The sequence below is a fragment of the Bdellovibrio sp. NC01 genome (assembly GCF_006874625.1).
Classification (GTDB): domain Bacteria; phylum Bdellovibrionota; class Bdellovibrionia; order Bdellovibrionales; family Bdellovibrionaceae; genus Bdellovibrio.
On the sequence record NZ_CP030034.1, the window covers coordinates 481,650 to 497,075 of the forward strand.

Here is a 15,426-nt window from a genome sequence, read left to right on the forward strand (position 1 = left end):
TATGGATCCATTGGCTCCCGTAGTATCTTGGGCTCCTCTTGACAGTTTGTACCGTCTGACTTTGGCTCTTGGAATTGGCTTGTTCATCGGTTTAGAGCGCGAGTGGCGTGGCAAGGAAGCTGGCTTACGCACATTTGGTTTCGCCGCACTGATTGGTGGCATGGGTGGTTTGCTTGGCGATGGCTATGCGATCATGGGCGTGTGTCTTTTAGGAATTCTTGTATTCTTCCTGAATTGGCAATCGTTGCGAGATAATAAAGGTACAGAGTTAACAACTTCAGCAGCTTTGCTGGTCACGGGAGTTGTTGGCGTGTTGTGCGGTAAAGGTCATACCATCACGCCCACGGCGGTCGGAGTTGTGTCGGCGGGTTTGCTTGCATGGAAGGAGCATCTTGCAAATTTCAGTCATAAGTTAACGACGGAAGAAGTACGCGCTGAGATCTTGCTTGCGATTTTAACCTTCGCAATTTATCCGATTTTACCGAAGCACGCGGTCGACCCTTGGGGTTTGATTATTCCGCAACAGGCTTTCGTCACAGTGATTATTATCGCAGCGATTGGTTTTATTAACTATGTGTTGATGAAAATCTTTGGTCCCAAAGGCATGGAGATCACAGCATTCTTTGGTGGTTTAGTAAATAGTCGTAAAGTTATCGTTGAGTTGACGTCACGTTTGCAAACAACGGGCGAAGTCTTATTGCCTTCCGTCTACAGTGGCGTGATGTTGGCAACGGGTGCGATGCTTTTGCGTAACGGCATCATCATTTTGATTTTCGCACCTGCGGCTGCCTTGTATTGTGCGACGCCGTTTTTGCTGATGATCGCGGCCTGTGCGGCTCTTTGGTATTTCTATCCAACGAAATTAATTCATAAAGAGGGCGCTGCTTCGCTGTCTTTGGAGTCTCCATTCCGTTTAACAGCCGCGTTGAAATTTGGTTTTGTATTCTTGGTGCTCAATATCGTTGGCGCTTTAGTGCAAAGGAATTTCGGTTCGAACAGTTTTTACTTTGTAAGTTTATTAGGTGGTTTGTTATCAAGCGCTTCGTCGATTGCTTCTGCTGCGACTTTGATGAGTCATGGCGAGCTGCCATTAAGTACCGGCGTGAATGGCGTGATCATCTCAAGCCTTACAAGTATTCTAATTAATATTCCTTTGATCCGTACAATGACGACGGATAAGACTTTCAAACGCCGAGCTTTCGTTGCGTTGTTTTTGATCGCCATTCTTGGTGTGATGGGAATGGCGGCAAACGAAGTGCTAGCGCACTACTTTGTGAAGCCCAATTTGGGCTGCTGGAAAAATATCGAACAGCGAAATCCTTCCCTAAACATTTATACGTGATTCCGGGATTGGCGTGGAGTTTGTAAAAAGACTCGCGAACCACAAATCATGGGATTTATATGAAGGCATTATTGGCTTTAACAATATTGTTAACGGCGGTCAGCGCACACGCGGGTGTCAAATGGCTAGACATCTCTGCGCAGTATACCTGTGAAACCAACCACGTCTTTTTGAAGACGGCGGAAGGCTTACCTTTGAATTTCAAGCCCAATGAAAAAGTGATCTATCAACCGGATGTTTCCAAGAACCAAAATCTGGTGATTGGTAACTATGGCTACATCATCTGGATTCGCCAATTAAGCGATACCGAAATGGGCTTTACGATACTAAAGAACATCAATGGCGAAATGAAACAGGATCAAACGTTGAGTTTCGCAAGTTCTCAAGCTTCGACAGAAATGGATTTTCCTCTGAATAACTCTGCGGGAGAAGGAAGTGCTCGCTGCAAAATTGAGTTAAGCAGTAAGCCTTCTGATAAATTTAAATAAAGATATCTTTGCGATTTTTAAACCACGAAAGAATAGCCTCTTTCGTGGTTTTTATTTTTTGAGATGTGTAGGTTTCTTTCAAGTACACCAAGTAAAACGAATGCGTCGAGATTTTGTATTCGGGGAACAGGTGAATAAGTCGACCCTCTTTGATGTCATCGGCGACCAGGAAATAGGGCAGGCGAGCGACACCCAAACCTTCAAGACACATCTTTCTTGAAAGCGTGTATTGGTTCGATGCAAATTTCCCTTGGGTTTGCACAACATACTCTTTATCGCCCGAGGTCAGAGTCCAAGAATTCCAGTTGCGTGAAGGTGCATGCATGATGCAATTGAGTTTGTTCAATACTTCAGGAGTGGCATTGTTAGGCAGTTTGACTTTATTCGGAGCCACACAAATCACATCGCGCATTCTGCCTAAGTAGCGTGCGACCACATCAGGGTCATGGTTGTCTTTTGAACGAATCGCAAAATCAGCTCCCGATTTTTTAATGTCACGAACTTCATTAGAGGCATCAATTTCAACTTGCACGTTGGGAAGAATGTCGTTGATCTGCCCTAAAAATGAAGCTGTGAAAGTCTCTGCTAAAGAAACGGGGACCGAGATTTTCACATTGCCCGAAAGTTCCTGACTCATGTCTTTGATCAGTTTTCCTGCTTCTTCAGTTAAGCCAAAAATCTTTTCGCAGTATGAATAAAGAAAGCGACCCTCTTCCGTCAGATTTAAGCTGCGAGTTGTGCGATGGAAAAGAGTCACACGCATTTGAGCTTCCAGCGCTTTCACCTGTTTACTGAGAAGGGCTTTTGAAGAGTGCACGGCATCTGCCGCTTTGGTAAAGCTACCTTCTTTAGCGACAGAATAGAAAGCTAGTAAATCCTGAACGTTGCGTGTGATTGTTTCCATATGTTGACAATATGTTTCTATATCGCGGTTTTTTCAAGACTGGGGCGGACGTATATTCATTTATGGAAACAATCATAAGGAGTTCTAGATGAAAGTCGTAGTCATCGGTGCCACGGGCACCATCGGAAAATTAGTTAAAGCAAACTTAGAAAAAGCAGGTCACGAGGTCGTGAGTGTTGGTAAAACCTCAGGTGATTTTCAAGTGAACATCGAGGACGCCGCAAGTGTGCGCGAGCTTTATAAAAAAATCGGGTCCTTCGATGCGGTCGTGAATGCGGCTGGGGATTTGGCCTTTGCACCACTAGACAAAATCACGCATGCGCAATGGATGACCGCGATCAACAGCAAACTTTTGGGCCAAGTGAATCTGGTACAACAAGCAATTCCGTTTATAAATGAAAAGGGCTCATTCACTTTGGTATCAGGCGTGGTGAGTGAATATCCTATCGCTCACGGGGCAGTTGCTACGGTTGTGAATCGTGCTGTCGAGGGTTATGTCCAAGCGGCAGCTTGCGAGTTGCCTAAAGGCCTACGCATCAATGTCGTCAGTCCTACTTTGCTAGAAGAGTCGGCAGCAGCCTATAGTCCATTCTTCCCTGGTTATACTCCGGTGCCGGGCAAATTAGTGGCGCAGGCTTATGAAAAATCAGTATTGGGAATTCAAACGGGGCAGATTTTTAAACTGCATTAGAAGTTCCCCATTCATGCTGATCACTCGCTGAGAATAAAAAAAAGCCCCGTGTTTTTAGCACGGGGCTTTTAGTTTTTACTGAACTAAGAAACTATTGGAAACGAGTCAAAGCATCGCGCAAAGATTCCAACTGCACTTTTGATTGCGCAAGAAGGACTCTGTCTGCGGCGATAACGTCTTCATCAGCGTTAGCAACGAACTTTTCGTTTGAAAGCTTACCGCTCAAGATGCCGATATCTTTTTGCAATTTCTCGATCGACTTGTTGATACGTTTCAACTCTTCGTCGAAATCTACCAAGCCTTCAAGAGGGATGATCACTTTTACGTTTGCATCGCCAACCGTTACCGGTGCCACAGCACACTTCATCAAGTTGCCTTCAGGTCCCACTTCCATATTTTCCAAACGACCCATAGTCATGATTGCTGTACGGTTGTTGCCCAAAACTTTTTGCACTTGATCGTTTGTTACACCCAAACGCACATTCAATTTCACAGCCGGGCTGATTCTGTTTTCGCCGCGGATGTTACGCATTGCTGTGATCACTTCTTTTACCAAGTCGATTTCTTGTGCTGCCGTTTCAGAACCCAAGGCCAAGAACTCTTTGTCGTTTCTTGTGTTTGGATATTGATCGATGATGCACGCTTGACCACGGATCGGAAGTTTTTGGTAAATCTCTTCAGAGATAAACGGTGTGAACGGGTGAAGCAAACGCGCGATACGGTTTAATACTTGTGCAAGTACCAACTGAGTCGCGGCTCTTTCTTCCGCATTCGTGCCGTTCATGATTGGTTTCGTAAATTCGATATACCAGTCACAGAATTGATTCCAAATAAACTGATAAAGCGCTGTCGCGGCTTCAGAGAACTTCTCTGCTTCCATGGCTTCTTCAACTTGTTTTGTCACCTCAGCAAGCTTCGTGATGATCCATTGATCGAATACGCTGATGTTAGCTTTATTCGGTAATGCTTTTACACCTTCTGCAGGCGCTTTGAAGTCAGACAAGTTTGAAAGTGCGAAACGAGTCGCATTCCAGATCTTATTCATGAAGTTACGATAGCCTTCAAGACGTTGTTCGCTGAATTTAAAGTCTTTACCAGAGTACAAGTGCGCAGCGAATGTGAAGCGCAAAGCATCGGCTCCGTATTTATCGATCATCTCTACTGGATCGATCGAGTTGCCTAAAGACTTCGACATTTTACGACCTTGAGAATCGCGCACCAAACCGTGGATATAAACCGTACGGAAAGGAACATCGCGCTTGAACTCAAGACCCATCATGATCATACGTGCAACCCAGAAGAAAATAATATCGTGACCAGTTACTAGGTAACTAGTTGGGTAGAACGTTTTCAAAGTTTCAGTTTCGTTTGGCCAACCCATTGTAGAGAACGGCCATAGAGCAGACGAGAACCAAGTATCAAGGACGTCGTCATCTTGTTTTACGTGTGTGTTGCCGCACTTTTCACAAGCTGCTACGTCTGTTTCGCTCACAGTCGTGTGATTGCAATTATCGCAATACCAAACTGGAATACGGTGACCCCACCACAATTGGCGAGAGATACACCAGTCTTCAATGTTGTTTAACCAGTGAAGATAAACTTTTGTCCAAGACTCTGGTTCGAAACGAATTGTGCCGCTTTCAACAACACGCTTCGCTGGATTTGCAAGAGCTTCCATTTTAACGAACCATTGCTCGGACAAGAATGGTTCAACCACGGCGCCTGAACGCGAGCAGTGGCCGACAGAGTGAACATGTGGTTCCTCTTTCGCTAGCAAGTTTTGAGCTTTCAAATCTTCAACAACACGTTTACGCGCTTCTTGAACTTTCAAACCAGCGTAGACGCCAGCGTTTTCATTCATCTCTGCTTTGCGAGTCAGAAGGTTGATGAAATCGAGGTTGTGCGCTTTACCAACTTTGTAGTCGTTGAAGTCATGCGCTGGAGTGATTTTCACAACGCCTGAACCGAACGCTTTATCAACGTACGTGTCAGCGATGATTTTAATTTTTCTTCCAGTCAGTGGAAGGATCACGTTTTTACCAACAAGGTGTTTGTAGCGATCGTCTTCTGGATTTACCGCAACCGCTGTATCACCCAACATTGTTTCAGGACGAGTTGTAGCAACCGTCAAGAAACCAGAACCATCTTCAAGAGGATAGTTGATGTGATACAAAGTCCCTTTGATTGTTTGGTGCTCAACTTCAAGATCTGAAATGGCAGTTTCCAAAGGACCTGACCAGTTCACCAGGCGTTGACCACGATAAATCAAACCTTTGTTGTACAAAGACACGAATACTTTGCGAACTGCTTTTGATACGCCTTCGTCCAAAGTGAAAACCGCGCGATCCCAATCACACGAATCACCAAGTCTGCGCATTTGCGAGTAGATGCGATTACCGTATTGGTGTTTCCACTCCCAAACTTTTTCTACGAATTTTTCGCGACCTAGTTCGTGACGAGTCACGCCTGTTTTCTTCAACTCTTTTTCAACAACTGTTTGAGTTGCGATACCGGCGTGGTCCGTTCCCGGCAACCACATCGTGTTGTAACCATTCATGCGTTTCCAGCGGATCAACATATCTTGAATCGTGTGATCCAGGGCGTGACCCATGTGCAAGAAACCTGTGACGTTCGGTGGAGGCAAGATGATCGAAAATGGAGGTTTTGTGGATTGATCCTGAGCTTTGAAGAAGCCCGAATTTTCCCACCACTGATATGTTCTGTTTTCTACATCAGCGGGATTATAACGATCTGACAATTGCGCTGGATTTTGCTCTGACATCTAAGAATACCCCAAACAGTTTAGTTCTTCGGCGAACACCGAAGTAAGGACACGAAATCCCAAGGTTTTTAACCCTTAGAGACTACCAAATTCAAGGTCTATTGACGAGTATAGCCGCGGCAATCGCGTCGAGAGTCCAGCCCGAAGGTGTCTGTCGTTTTTTTGGGTCTACACCGCAGCGAAAACTTAAGATTAATGACGCACTGTAGACCCAAAATAACGACAGACACCCCTGAGTTTCCCAAAAAGAAAAAGGGAGGCTTTTGGCCTCCCTTTTTGAGTTGTGCTTTGGTTTTCTTGATTATTTCAAGAAGTCGCCCAAAAGGCGTGTACCAACTACGATCTCTTGGCGAGTTTTCGTGTTGTCAGCGTCTTCAGTCGTGTAGTTGTAAGCTACGTGGTAACGGAAGATGTCGTCTTTACGTGGTTTGTACTCAAGAACCGCGCCGTAACCCATTGTTTTGTTTGTACCAGCGATTGAACCGTTAGATGCAACGTCGATCTCTTGGTTGTCGCTTGTAACTTCAAGACGTGGAGTCCAGTTTTCCCAGCCAGTGTAAGCAGCTTTGAATACGAAAGTAGTCAATTTATCAGTGCCTGCTTCGTATTCAGCATTTTGGCCCAAGTAGTCCAATTGCAACAAGATAGGATTTGAATCCCATTTCAAACCAACAGCCCACAAACCAGTTTTGTCGTCAGCCATTGATGCAGCAGTTGTGAATGCACCAGTGTTTGTACCGCCAAGTTGGTGGTAAGAAGCCATTACGCCGAAAGCTTTATCAGCAAATGCACCTTGGTAAACGAAACCATATGCGTTTGTAGAGTTTTGGTCGAAACCAGAAGCAGCACCATTGTTAGATTGGTCTTGCGCTGGATTGAATGCCATCAAACCGATAGTTTGAGTGCCATCACCGAAAGAGTACTCAGCTCTTGCACCAGTCATATATAGAATGTTCGCCGCACCAGTATTGTACAGGTGACCAGCGCCGCTCAATGAAGACGCATAAGATTGAGAAGTTAGGTACAAGTCTGCGCCAGAAGTAGCAGCTTCGAAGCCACCGATTTGCGACGCCATTTTACCCAAAGTGATGCTGAAGCCTGAACCCAATTTTTGAGTCAAGTAAGCCAATTGCACTTGAGTGTTAACATTGTCACGAGTCGTGTAAGTTGGCGTGCTGTAGAAGCCCCAACGTAGACGGTATGACAAATCTTCATTCAAGTTTCCTTTAAAATCGATACGACCGATTTTGAAATAGAACTTGTTTGTGTCAGGTTTCGCCGCTTCTTCATTGAAATCTAGTGACTGGAAATCACCACGGAAATCATAGCTGATGCTGCCAGCGTGTGCTGTCGCAGCAAGCGTTGTCGTTGCTAAAGTTGCCATCAAAAACTTTTTCATTCCTACATCCTTGGTTAAAGTTTTATGGGTGTTAATTTGTATATTGAAAATAATGCTACATCCTTGGTCGGTATCCAACAACGCATTCTTTTTTGTGTCGCTTGGCTTATAAATTTTTAGTTTTGCGTTTTGAGCGAGTCCGTGAATCAAGAATAATTTGTCCAAGCTTCAAGACGACGCTGAAATATTCGAAGAGTTAAGAAGAACACGAATCAAATCATGACAATAGAATCGTTGCTTAGATAAAAAGGTTTTGTTGAGATAAATGATTTTTGCGTTTTTGCACTAATTTGGTGAACAAAACAGTTTCGCGAAAATAGAAAAATAAAAACAGTCGAGAGAGTTGGTGACTCCGGCGAAGCCAGAGTGAACGGAGCAAAAGAATGAAGGAGCTTTAAGCTTCTTCATTCTTTTCTTTTTGAATACCGATGAAACCACCGCGCACATAGTGAGCGTTGAGGAAGCCCGCTGCTTCTAACTCATCCGCGATTTTCTTAGAGCGCGAACCGTCTTGATCAAGAACGACAATCGCAAAGTGCGGAGGAAGTTTTTTCGCTTTAATAGCACCGACATAGTCTTCGTTTTCAACTTCAACTGTGACGGCAGCAATGTGCATCGCTTCGACACTTTTGTACCAAACGCTAAGATCCACCCCAAGGTTGATCAACATGAACGGCACACGACCGCGAACTAAATTATCGAATTGAAAATAACCAATTTGTGCAACGTCGATCATAATATTTTTATCCTACGCGAGCGTGTTCTGGGATTGAACGATAGATTGAAATCACGATCATGAAACCAATCAATGCAAGCAAACCCGAAGTTAAGAAGGGCGAAGTGATGGAAATGTGTTGGTACAACAAACCACCCAATGCAGGGCCGATGATACGACCTAAGGAAGCCATACTTTGTGTGACTCCCATCGCAACACCTTGTTCTTTTTGATCTGTCAATAAGCTGATTGAACCCAATGTCGAAGGATTCGCTAACCCATTACCCAAAGACAGAACAGTCATCGTCAAACACATCAACGCCAAGTTGTTAGAGAACGCAATGCCTGCGATTCCTAAAGCTAGAAGTAAAATTCCAAGACGCAAAACTTTACGCTCGCCCCATTTAGGAAGAAGGCGACGAACCAAGAAACCTTGAGTGAAGATGATGATCACGCCGATGTATGCGAAACCAAAACTGACTTGCTTTACATCCCAGCCGAACTTTTCACCCATGAACAAAATCAAAGTCGCTTCCATGCCTGACATCGCCAAAGAGGACAGCAAGAAAACCGTCATCAATGGACCCACAGTTTTCACATTCAAATAGTGCCACATCACAGAGAAGCGTTTTTTCTTTTCAGCGGATTCACTTTTCTCTGACAAAGATTCTTTCAGATACTTGATACCGAAAAGGAAGTTTGCAAAACAAAGAACCGCAACCCAGCAGAACGAGAACGAAGTATCAAAGTGAGGAGCCGAATTGATGTGACGACCCCAAACTGCAAGCAAACCGCCTAACGCAGGACCGACAACAAAACCCAAACCGAAGGCAACACCGATCAAGGCCATGCCTTTCGAGCGTTGATTTTTGGGAGTGATATCGGAAATGTATGCAGAGGCAGTTGAAATACTTGCGCCAAAGAAGCCTGCAAGAATACGAGCGACAAACAACCACTCAAGTGTGCGCGCCCAAGCAAACAATAGATAAGAAAGTCCTTCGCAGGCCAAGCAGAATAGCAAGATAGGTCGTCTGCCTAAGCGATCGCTCAAGCGACCCCAGAATGGAGAAAACAAAAATTGCATCGCCGAATAAACAGAAAGAAGAAGACCCGTTTGAGTTGCCGTTGCACCGAAGTTTTTGCTCAAAATGGGAAGAATTGGAATAACGACACCAAAGCCCACCAAATACAGGAAGACGGTGAAAAATATGATGGCCATTTGGGATTTATTTGAAGTCTCGTTCATGGAGTAATACTTGCTCCTTTATCTAGGCTTGTTAATATTAGGAAGTTATGAAAATGGCAAATAATCTTAAGTCTTTGACGTCACTCTGCGCTCTTGTTTTGTCAGGTATTGTCCTGGGTTCTTCCACAGCCCATGCCTTTGATAACTACAAAGAATTTAAACGAGATCACTGGGATTTCGAATTAGGCACGCAATTCTTCTATACGGAAGCCAATTACGTAAACATGGGGAGTGGAACAACCAATTTAACGAGCGGAAATCACTATCAGTTGATTGATGTGAACTTTGAGACTCGTTATATGCCTCGTAAAGACTGGTCTTTCTTTGCGGCGGGTGTGTTGAGCACGGCTGAAAGTAAAAATTCAGTGGCAACGCGCTCAAACAGCAGCTTTTCAAAGATGATTTTGGGCCTTGATTTCGTGATGTATGACGGTCCTTTCCAATTAGTTCCGGAAATTGCGACATTGATTCCGTTTGATAAAGTTGACGGCACAACGGACCAAGTTTTGACCTCCGAAGGAGTTTTCGAAGCGTGGGCGCGTTTGACGGCACAAAAAGATTTCGGCGCTGCTCGTATTTACGGTTGGCTGGGTTTGAATTATCGCGGTGAAGGTCGTTCTTACTTGATGCCTTGGGGTGTCGGTGTGCAAGGCAAGTTCACGTCATTCAAATTGGGCGGTGAGCTTTTCGGTACACAAAGTGTGACGGACGATACGGGTGATAGATCCGTGCGTATTGCTTATATCAACACGGTCGATGCGGAATCCTTCAAGTGGTACATGGTGAATCCTTCAGTTGTAGACACATTGTTGTATGCAACATGGGAAATCAATCCTGCATGGAGTATTCAAGTCAACGGTGGCGCAACGGTTGCCGGTGAAAACACAGCAGCTGGTTATCACGTCGGTGGTTTCATTCGCTACAGCTTCGACATGAGCAAAGGCTACACACAACAAGAAGACCGTTTTGTGCCTGTGACAAACCCGGTGCCGCGCGGTCGTTCGAATATGTATAAAGAAACTGACACCGATTTGAGCTCGCAAAAGAAAGTTAAAAACTTTAAAGAGCAAACAGATGACGGTGTCGATCAAAGCTTGTTCCAACCGCAACCAACGCAAAGAGTGAAACCAAAGACTGTCGATGATGAATTGCAAAGACAGATGGACGACGCTGAAATGCAAATTGAGTTGAAACAAGATAAAAAGAAGAAACGCAGAAGAAGTAATTAAAGTTTTAACTTTTCGCGTACGAACTGCTCTGAAACCCCGAGCAGTTCGACTGTTTTCTGCCTGCCAGTGTCACCGCGAATGATGGTGATGTCTCTTTTAGGTAAATCAAAATAATCAGACAAAAACGCGATCAATCCTTCGTTGGCTTTGCCATCGACGGGTGGAGCTGTGATTTTTATTTTTAATAGACCGTTGTGGGAACCGACGATTTCGTTTTTGGAAGACTTGGGCTGAATAAAAAGGTGGAGTCGAACTCCACCTTTTGTCACTTCAATCATTATTCAGCAGAAAGAGGCGATACGTTTGTTGATCTGCCGTTGTTCGCTTGCGTATTACCGTTTGCGAAAGTTTGGTTCGGCATGTTCATTTGTGGCATGTACTTTTCGCCTTGTTCAAGAAGAGCAAGGTGAGCTTGCGCCAAAGCTTTCAAATTCGCTTCGAATTGCATGCGTGTACGTTTCAACTCTGCGACTTCTTGATACATTTTTTTCAATGAATCACGTGAATCGCGAGTGATGATCTCTGCTTTTTGATTCGCATCAGCGATGATCAACTTCGCTTCACGATCAGCGTCTTGGCGAAGACGATCTGACATTTGTGTTGCAGTTTGAATAGTCTCTTTAAGAACTTGATCGCGTTCTTTGTATTCCATCAATGATAGATCTTTTTCACGAACGGCTTCTTTCAAAGCATTACGTTCTTGAATCAAAGACTCCATTTGTGCGGCGATTTGCTGAAGGAAATCCATAACCTCATCAGCATCTAAGCCCATCATCTTCTTACCAAAAGACTTGTGAGCAATATCAATTGGAGTAATTTTCATTTGTTCCTCCTTGAACAATATGATTAAGGATAAAGGGCGAGTCTGCGGATGGGCAAGACTATTTGATTTCTCTAGCCATTTCTTTGTTTCTCATCGCGGCTTTTTCAAAGCTGATGCGAAGAGCACGTTCGATTTCAAGTTCGCGCATAGACTGAAGTCCAGCTGCGGTCACGCCTTTCTTAGATGTGACGCGGGCTTGGAGGTCTTCAACACGTTCGCGAGCTTGGGCCGCTAACAACGAAGCACCGACAAATGTTTCAATTGTCATAACGCGAGCCTCTTCATCAGAAAAGCCGTGTTCTTCAATCCAATCTTGCCAGTACATCATCATCTCAAAGACGAAACCTGTTCCGCTTGAGCATGAAATCATCAGGGCTTCGAATTGATCTTCGTCGCTATTTTTAATCACGCGACCTAGTGGCGCGAATAAATCTTCGACGGTGCTTTCAAGAGCTTCGTCGTCGTCATCATTCAAAAGATATCCGATCACACCGCGACCAATGATCGACGGAGTGTTCGGCATCACACGCGCAAGGCGTGCTCCGTTAAGGAATCTTTCAAGTTTTTCCATACGAATACCTGCAGCCACGCTGATGACGATTTTATTTTCGTCAAACGCACGACCAACAGGTTCCAGTGCCACCAACAAATCTTGGGGTTTAACGGCCAAGATGATGATGTCACAGATATCAATAAGCTCTTCATTGTTAGTCAGAGTATTGATTTGGAATTGTTCTTTAAGTTTGATCAGTTTGCCTTCAGATCGGTTGCTTGCGTAGATGTGTTTCGCGGGGATTCCGCCTTCGACAAGACCCTTGATCATGGCTTGCGCCATATTCCCGGCACCCAAAAATCCAATTTTTTGCGCTTTTAATAGTGGGTTCATGGAGTATTGGCTCCTTCCAGTACTGTGTCAGTCTAACGTCTGACAGGGCGTTCGCCAAACAAAATAGTCCCAAGACGCACAATGGTTGCGCCTTCTTCTATGGCGACTTGATAATCATGGCTCGTGCCCATTGACAGCTCCGTCATCGGATGAACTGTCGTGTCAGTTTGCCGTTTAAGCTCGTCACGCAAAGCGCGGAGCTCCGCAAAGTAATGACGTACTTCAGACCCCGTTTCGGTTAATGGCGGCATCGTCATCAAACCCATTATATGCAAGTTGGGAAGTTTCATCAGCTCAGGCCATGCCGCAAGAACGTCGTTCTTATCAAAACCGTTTTTGGTTTCCTCGTGGGCAAGGTTCACTTGGATAAGAATATTTTGTTGAACGCCTTTAGAGTCGCATTGACGGCTTAAAACTTGGGCAAGCTCAAGGCTTTCCACCGAATGAATCAGATGGAATTTCCCAACCACGTATTTGGCTTTATTTTTTTGCAGATGGCCGATCAAGTGCCATTCAATATCGGGTAGGTCGGAAAGAGCTTCCTGTTTGTCTAAAGCCTCTTGCACATAGTTTTCACCAAAACGACGTTGTCCTTGTCCGTATAAATCGCGGATCTTTTCCATAGGTTGTAACTTGGAAACGGCGAGAAGTTTGGCTTTACCTAATTGACTCAAGACTTGTTGCAAAGACATGCAGCTATCTTAGTCAGTTTTATTTACAAAGGCTATAAGCTTGAACGGCTTCTTGGATTTCTAAATAGATTTTTTTTCTAGAAGTGACTTTAAGCACTTCCCAATAAGGGGAGCGGGTAAATAGGTCTTCACCACGGCCCAACTGGTCATTCAACATCGCCATTGAACATTTAATACTGCCTTCTGCCGTGCTGCCATCGCCATTGCGGCAGCCGCCAGAATATTCGCCCTCGCGACCTTTATGAAGTTGCAAAAGACCAACAAGAGTTCCGTTGGGTCCACCATGAAGCGGCGGACTTTTACGGCACGAGCTTTCGTGATTCGACATCGCAGCGATAATCGTGACCCACATGCCTTGTTTGCCTTCGGGACTCATCTGTTCATAGCCAGGGCAAAGTTCTTTTAAATCGCGTGATCCGCGTTCAAGTTCTGAATACTGACGTGATTGAAGTTGTTTGATGACCTCTTGGCCCCAGGGACCATAAGACGAGCCATTTGAAAATTTCCCACAAGTCTCAGCCCAGTTCATGCGCTCTTGAACATCACTGACGGCTTGAGCCACTTGTCCGTTGCTGACTGTGTTTCTGATATCACGAGCTAACATTTGCTCGCGTGATTTTGTAGAGGGCAAAGAACATTCAACACAATTGCTTGCTTCAACGCCCGCAAACGCAAGCGATGCTTGGAATAAAAAGGCGGTAGCGATGATAGTTAGCCTTACGTTGAATTTCATAGTGACCTCGACAAAGATTTACTATTCATCGATGGTGCCAGTCTTAAATCTAAACAGTTGAATTTCACGCCAGTAAGATTGTCGATCTCAGTCGAGGGTGACCAAAAAGGCTTCTGCCTCTCATTTTGAGACGGCGGTGTTTTGTTAGAAACCACGATGCCTGCAAGAAGTAGTTACGCAACACTGATAATAATGAAGCGCGGATATAAAATTCTTATTTCTCTTGCTGTGCTTTTCATCGTGGCTCGCATCGCTTTGCCGCTGGGATTTCTTTACGTCATCAATAAAAAACTAAGTCATGATATGCCGACGTATGTGGGGCGCATTTCCAATTTCAGTATTTCCTTTCATCGAGGCTCCTACGAAATAGATGGACTGCGTATCTGGCGCAAAGATCGGGCGGAGTACGATCCCATTATCGCTGTCGATAAAATTCGCGTGAGCTTTTTGACGCATTTGTTTATTGAAAAGAAAGTTTTAGTTAGCGTCGACGTTGATCGACCGCGCCTTCATATCATCGACAGCGTCATCAAGGGCAATCAGCAATACGGTGAAGAGCAAAATTGGGAAAAGCTTTTTGAAAAGTTCATTCCCTACGATGTCGAAAATATCAAAGTCGCCGATGGCAGTATTGTGTTCGTGAATCGCGACTATAAGAAACCCGTGCAAGTTAGTATTGATAAAATCTCTGTCAGCATTATGAATTTGCACAATACTGAAAAGGTGAATCGAAAACTGCCAGGTCAGATTAAAATGTCAGCCCGCCTGCAACGAGAAGGCTGGATTCGCGCTAGTGTTCAGTTCAATAAAGATGCTGAAAATCCAACCTTCAATTTAAAAGCGGATTTAACGTCAACGAATCTGGCGCGAATGAATAACACCTTTATCTTGTACGGACCTTATTATTTTTTGCGTGGAGAAATGTCGTTATTTTCTCAAGTCTTCGTAAATAACGGTGCGGTTCGCGGTTATTTGACGCCATTTTTTAAAGATGTCGAGGCTGTGAAGATCACTTGGAACAATCGCATCGAAAAGCATATTTTTGCAGAATCGATTCAAGCACTGGGTGATATCGTTCTTTCCAATTCAAAACGCTTGCATGGTAAACGTTATGCTTTCAGTGGACAGATGGTTCCCGGTGAACCGCGATGGCAGGCGTTCTGGACGGCTGTGCGCAGTGGCTTTCAAAAAAATGTGCCTGGCAAAAAGAACATCGCCAGTCGTAAAGTCAGTTCATTCTCTGCAAAGTGGCTTGAATCGACTGACGGGCAGACTCCAGCAAATCCTCCGAAGCGTTACGGGCTTCGCGAAGAACTAGAGCTTTTTCAAAACACACCTTTGCTTGTGCCCACTTCATTTGATCAAAATAATTTTTCCCCGCATGTTGCCAGATAAAATCATTCAAGTGACCAAGATCGCGGCTTTGTGCAAGGGCCATCAAATCGTCAAACATCGGATTACTTAAATCAAAACACGACTGCCATTGATAGACGTGG

General features: G+C 44.6%; 15 protein-coding genes. 5 read left to right on the top strand and 10 right to left on the bottom strand.

Features of this window, described 5'->3' with window-relative positions; all coding sequences use genetic code 11:
- Position 1: 1 nt before the first annotated feature.
- Both DOE51_RS02355 and DOE51_RS02360 read left to right on the top strand, forming a co-directional pair.
- Positions 2 to 1,342, top strand: a complete 1,341-nt coding sequence (locus DOE51_RS02355) for an MgtC/SapB family protein (protein ID WP_142694991.1) — start codon at positions 2 to 4, stop codon at positions 1,340 to 1,342.
- A 59-nt stretch (positions 1,343 to 1,401) separates the two neighbouring features.
- Positions 1,402 to 1,830 carry a hypothetical protein gene (locus DOE51_RS02360; protein ID WP_142694992.1) on the top strand — a complete coding sequence of 143 codons (429 nt, stop codon included), beginning with the start codon at positions 1,402 to 1,404 and terminating at the stop codon, positions 1,828 to 1,830.
- On the opposite strand, the gene DOE51_RS02365 is transcribed toward DOE51_RS02360, so the two are convergent.
- Positions 1,823 to 2,734, bottom strand: coding sequence for a LysR family transcriptional regulator (locus DOE51_RS02365; RefSeq protein WP_142694993.1), 912 nt, complete (start codon positions 2,732 to 2,734; stop codon positions 1,823 to 1,825). The two genes, DOE51_RS02360 and DOE51_RS02365, sit on opposite strands and share 8 nt — an antisense overlap.
- An 88-nt stretch (positions 2,735 to 2,822) precedes the next feature.
- Between DOE51_RS02365 and DOE51_RS02370 the strand changes: the two genes are divergently transcribed.
- Positions 2,823 to 3,425, top strand: coding sequence for a short chain dehydrogenase (locus DOE51_RS02370; protein WP_142694994.1), 603 nt, complete (start codon positions 2,823 to 2,825; stop codon positions 3,423 to 3,425).
- A gap of 91 nt (positions 3,426 to 3,516) precedes the next feature.
- On the opposite strand, the gene DOE51_RS02375 is transcribed toward DOE51_RS02370, so the two are convergent.
- From DOE51_RS02375 to DOE51_RS02390, 4 genes are all read right to left on the bottom strand, one after another.
- A complete protein-coding gene (locus DOE51_RS02375; RefSeq protein ID WP_142694995.1) occupies positions 3,517 to 6,207 on the bottom strand; it encodes a valine--tRNA ligase in 2,691 nt (896 codons plus the stop codon).
- A gap of 301 nt (positions 6,208 to 6,508) precedes the next feature.
- Entirely contained in the window at positions 6,509 to 7,606 is a 1,098-nt protein-coding gene (locus DOE51_RS02380; protein ID WP_142694996.1) for a porin, read from the bottom strand.
- 394 nt (positions 7,607 to 8,000) lie between these two features.
- Positions 8,001 to 8,342 carry a rhodanese-like domain-containing protein gene (locus DOE51_RS02385; RefSeq protein WP_142694997.1) on the bottom strand — a complete coding sequence of 114 codons (342 nt, stop codon included), beginning with the start codon at positions 8,340 to 8,342 and terminating at the stop codon, positions 8,001 to 8,003.
- A 7-nt stretch (positions 8,343 to 8,349) separates the two neighbouring features.
- Positions 8,350 to 9,567 carry an MFS transporter gene (locus DOE51_RS02390; protein ID WP_142694998.1) on the bottom strand — a complete coding sequence of 406 codons (1,218 nt, stop codon included), beginning with the start codon at positions 9,565 to 9,567 and terminating at the stop codon, positions 8,350 to 8,352.
- A 53-nt stretch (positions 9,568 to 9,620) separates the two neighbouring features.
- On the opposite strand from DOE51_RS02390, the gene DOE51_RS02395 reads away from it, so the two are divergent.
- Positions 9,621 to 10,796 carry a hypothetical protein gene (locus DOE51_RS02395; protein WP_142694999.1) on the top strand — a complete coding sequence of 392 codons (1,176 nt, stop codon included), beginning with the start codon at positions 9,621 to 9,623 and terminating at the stop codon, positions 10,794 to 10,796.
- Here DOE51_RS02395 and DOE51_RS02400 read toward each other — a convergent pair.
- Genes DOE51_RS02400 through DOE51_RS02420 form a run of 5 tightly spaced genes read right to left on the bottom strand, consistent with a single transcriptional unit; the run spans position 10,793 to position 13,930 of the window.
- A complete protein-coding gene (locus DOE51_RS02400; protein ID WP_142695000.1) occupies positions 10,793 to 11,074 on the bottom strand; it encodes a DUF167 domain-containing protein in 282 nt (93 codons plus the stop codon). The genes DOE51_RS02395 and DOE51_RS02400 overlap by 4 nt on opposite strands.
- A complete protein-coding gene (locus tag DOE51_RS02405) occupies positions 11,074 to 11,619 on the bottom strand; it encodes a DivIVA domain-containing protein (RefSeq protein ID WP_142695001.1) in 546 nt (181 codons plus the stop codon). Before DOE51_RS02405 ends, DOE51_RS02400 begins: the two co-directional genes overlap by 1 nt.
- Positions 11,620 to 11,677: 58 nt before the next feature.
- Complete coding sequence (locus DOE51_RS02410; RefSeq protein ID WP_142695002.1) at positions 11,678 to 12,505, bottom strand: pyrroline-5-carboxylate reductase; 828 nt, start codon at positions 12,503 to 12,505, stop codon at positions 11,678 to 11,680.
- A gap of 32 nt (positions 12,506 to 12,537) precedes the next feature.
- Positions 12,538 to 13,197 carry a YggS family pyridoxal phosphate-dependent enzyme gene (locus DOE51_RS02415; RefSeq protein ID WP_142695003.1) on the bottom strand — a complete coding sequence of 220 codons (660 nt, stop codon included), beginning with the start codon at positions 13,195 to 13,197 and terminating at the stop codon, positions 12,538 to 12,540.
- Between the two features lie 19 nt (positions 13,198 to 13,216).
- On the bottom strand, positions 13,217 to 13,930 hold the full coding sequence (locus DOE51_RS02420) for a hypothetical protein (protein WP_142695004.1): 714 nt from the start codon (positions 13,928 to 13,930) through the stop codon (positions 13,217 to 13,219).
- A 192-nt stretch (positions 13,931 to 14,122) separates the two neighbouring features.
- On the opposite strand from DOE51_RS02420, the gene DOE51_RS02425 reads away from it, so the two are divergent.
- Positions 14,123 to 15,325: a DUF748 domain-containing protein gene (locus DOE51_RS02425; RefSeq protein ID WP_168196375.1), complete on the top strand. Its 1,203-nt coding sequence runs from the start codon at positions 14,123 to 14,125 to the stop codon at positions 15,323 to 15,325.
- Positions 15,326 to 15,426 lie beyond the last annotated feature (101 nt).

Excerpts from the sequence above, each read along its gene's own strand:
- DOE51_RS02365 (WP_142694993.1), bottom strand. The coding sequence starts at position 2,734 with ATGGAAACAATCACACGCAACGTTCAGGATTTACTAGCTTTCTATTCT.
- DOE51_RS02395 (WP_142694999.1), top strand. The coding sequence starts at position 9,621 with ATGGCAAATAATCTTAAGTCTTTGACGTCACTCTGCGCTCTTGTTTTG.
- DOE51_RS02385 (WP_142694997.1), bottom strand. The coding sequence starts at position 8,342 with ATGATCGACGTTGCACAAATTGGTTATTTTCAATTCGATAATTTAGTT.
- DOE51_RS02380 (WP_142694996.1), bottom strand. The coding sequence starts at position 7,606 with ATGAAAAAGTTTTTGATGGCAACTTTAGCAACGACAACGCTTGCTGCG.
- DOE51_RS02360 (WP_142694992.1), top strand. The coding sequence starts at position 1,402 with ATGAAGGCATTATTGGCTTTAACAATATTGTTAACGGCGGTCAGCGCA.
- DOE51_RS02370 (WP_142694994.1), top strand. The coding sequence starts at position 2,823 with ATGAAAGTCGTAGTCATCGGTGCCACGGGCACCATCGGAAAATTAGTT.
- DOE51_RS02400 (WP_142695000.1), bottom strand. The coding sequence starts at position 11,074 with ATGATTGAAGTGACAAAAGGTGGAGTTCGACTCCACCTTTTTATTCAG.
- DOE51_RS02405 (WP_142695001.1), bottom strand. The coding sequence starts at position 11,619 with ATGAAAATTACTCCAATTGATATTGCTCACAAGTCTTTTGGTAAGAAG.
- DOE51_RS02375 (WP_142694995.1), bottom strand. The coding sequence starts at position 6,207 with ATGTCAGAGCAAAATCCAGCGCAATTGTCAGATCGTTATAATCCCGCT.
- DOE51_RS02420 (WP_142695004.1), bottom strand. The coding sequence starts at position 13,930 with ATGAAATTCAACGTAAGGCTAACTATCATCGCTACCGCCTTTTTATTC.
- DOE51_RS02410 (WP_142695002.1), bottom strand. The coding sequence starts at position 12,505 with ATGAACCCACTATTAAAAGCGCAAAAAATTGGATTTTTGGGTGCCGGG.
- DOE51_RS02425 (WP_168196375.1), top strand. The coding sequence starts at position 14,123 with ATGAAGCGCGGATATAAAATTCTTATTTCTCTTGCTGTGCTTTTCATC.
- DOE51_RS02390 (WP_142694998.1), bottom strand. The coding sequence starts at position 9,567 with ATGAACGAGACTTCAAATAAATCCCAAATGGCCATCATATTTTTCACC.
- DOE51_RS02355 (WP_142694991.1), top strand. The coding sequence starts at position 2 with ATGGATCCATTGGCTCCCGTAGTATCTTGGGCTCCTCTTGACAGTTTG.
- DOE51_RS02415 (WP_142695003.1), bottom strand. The coding sequence starts at position 13,197 with ATGTCTTTGCAACAAGTCTTGAGTCAATTAGGTAAAGCCAAACTTCTC.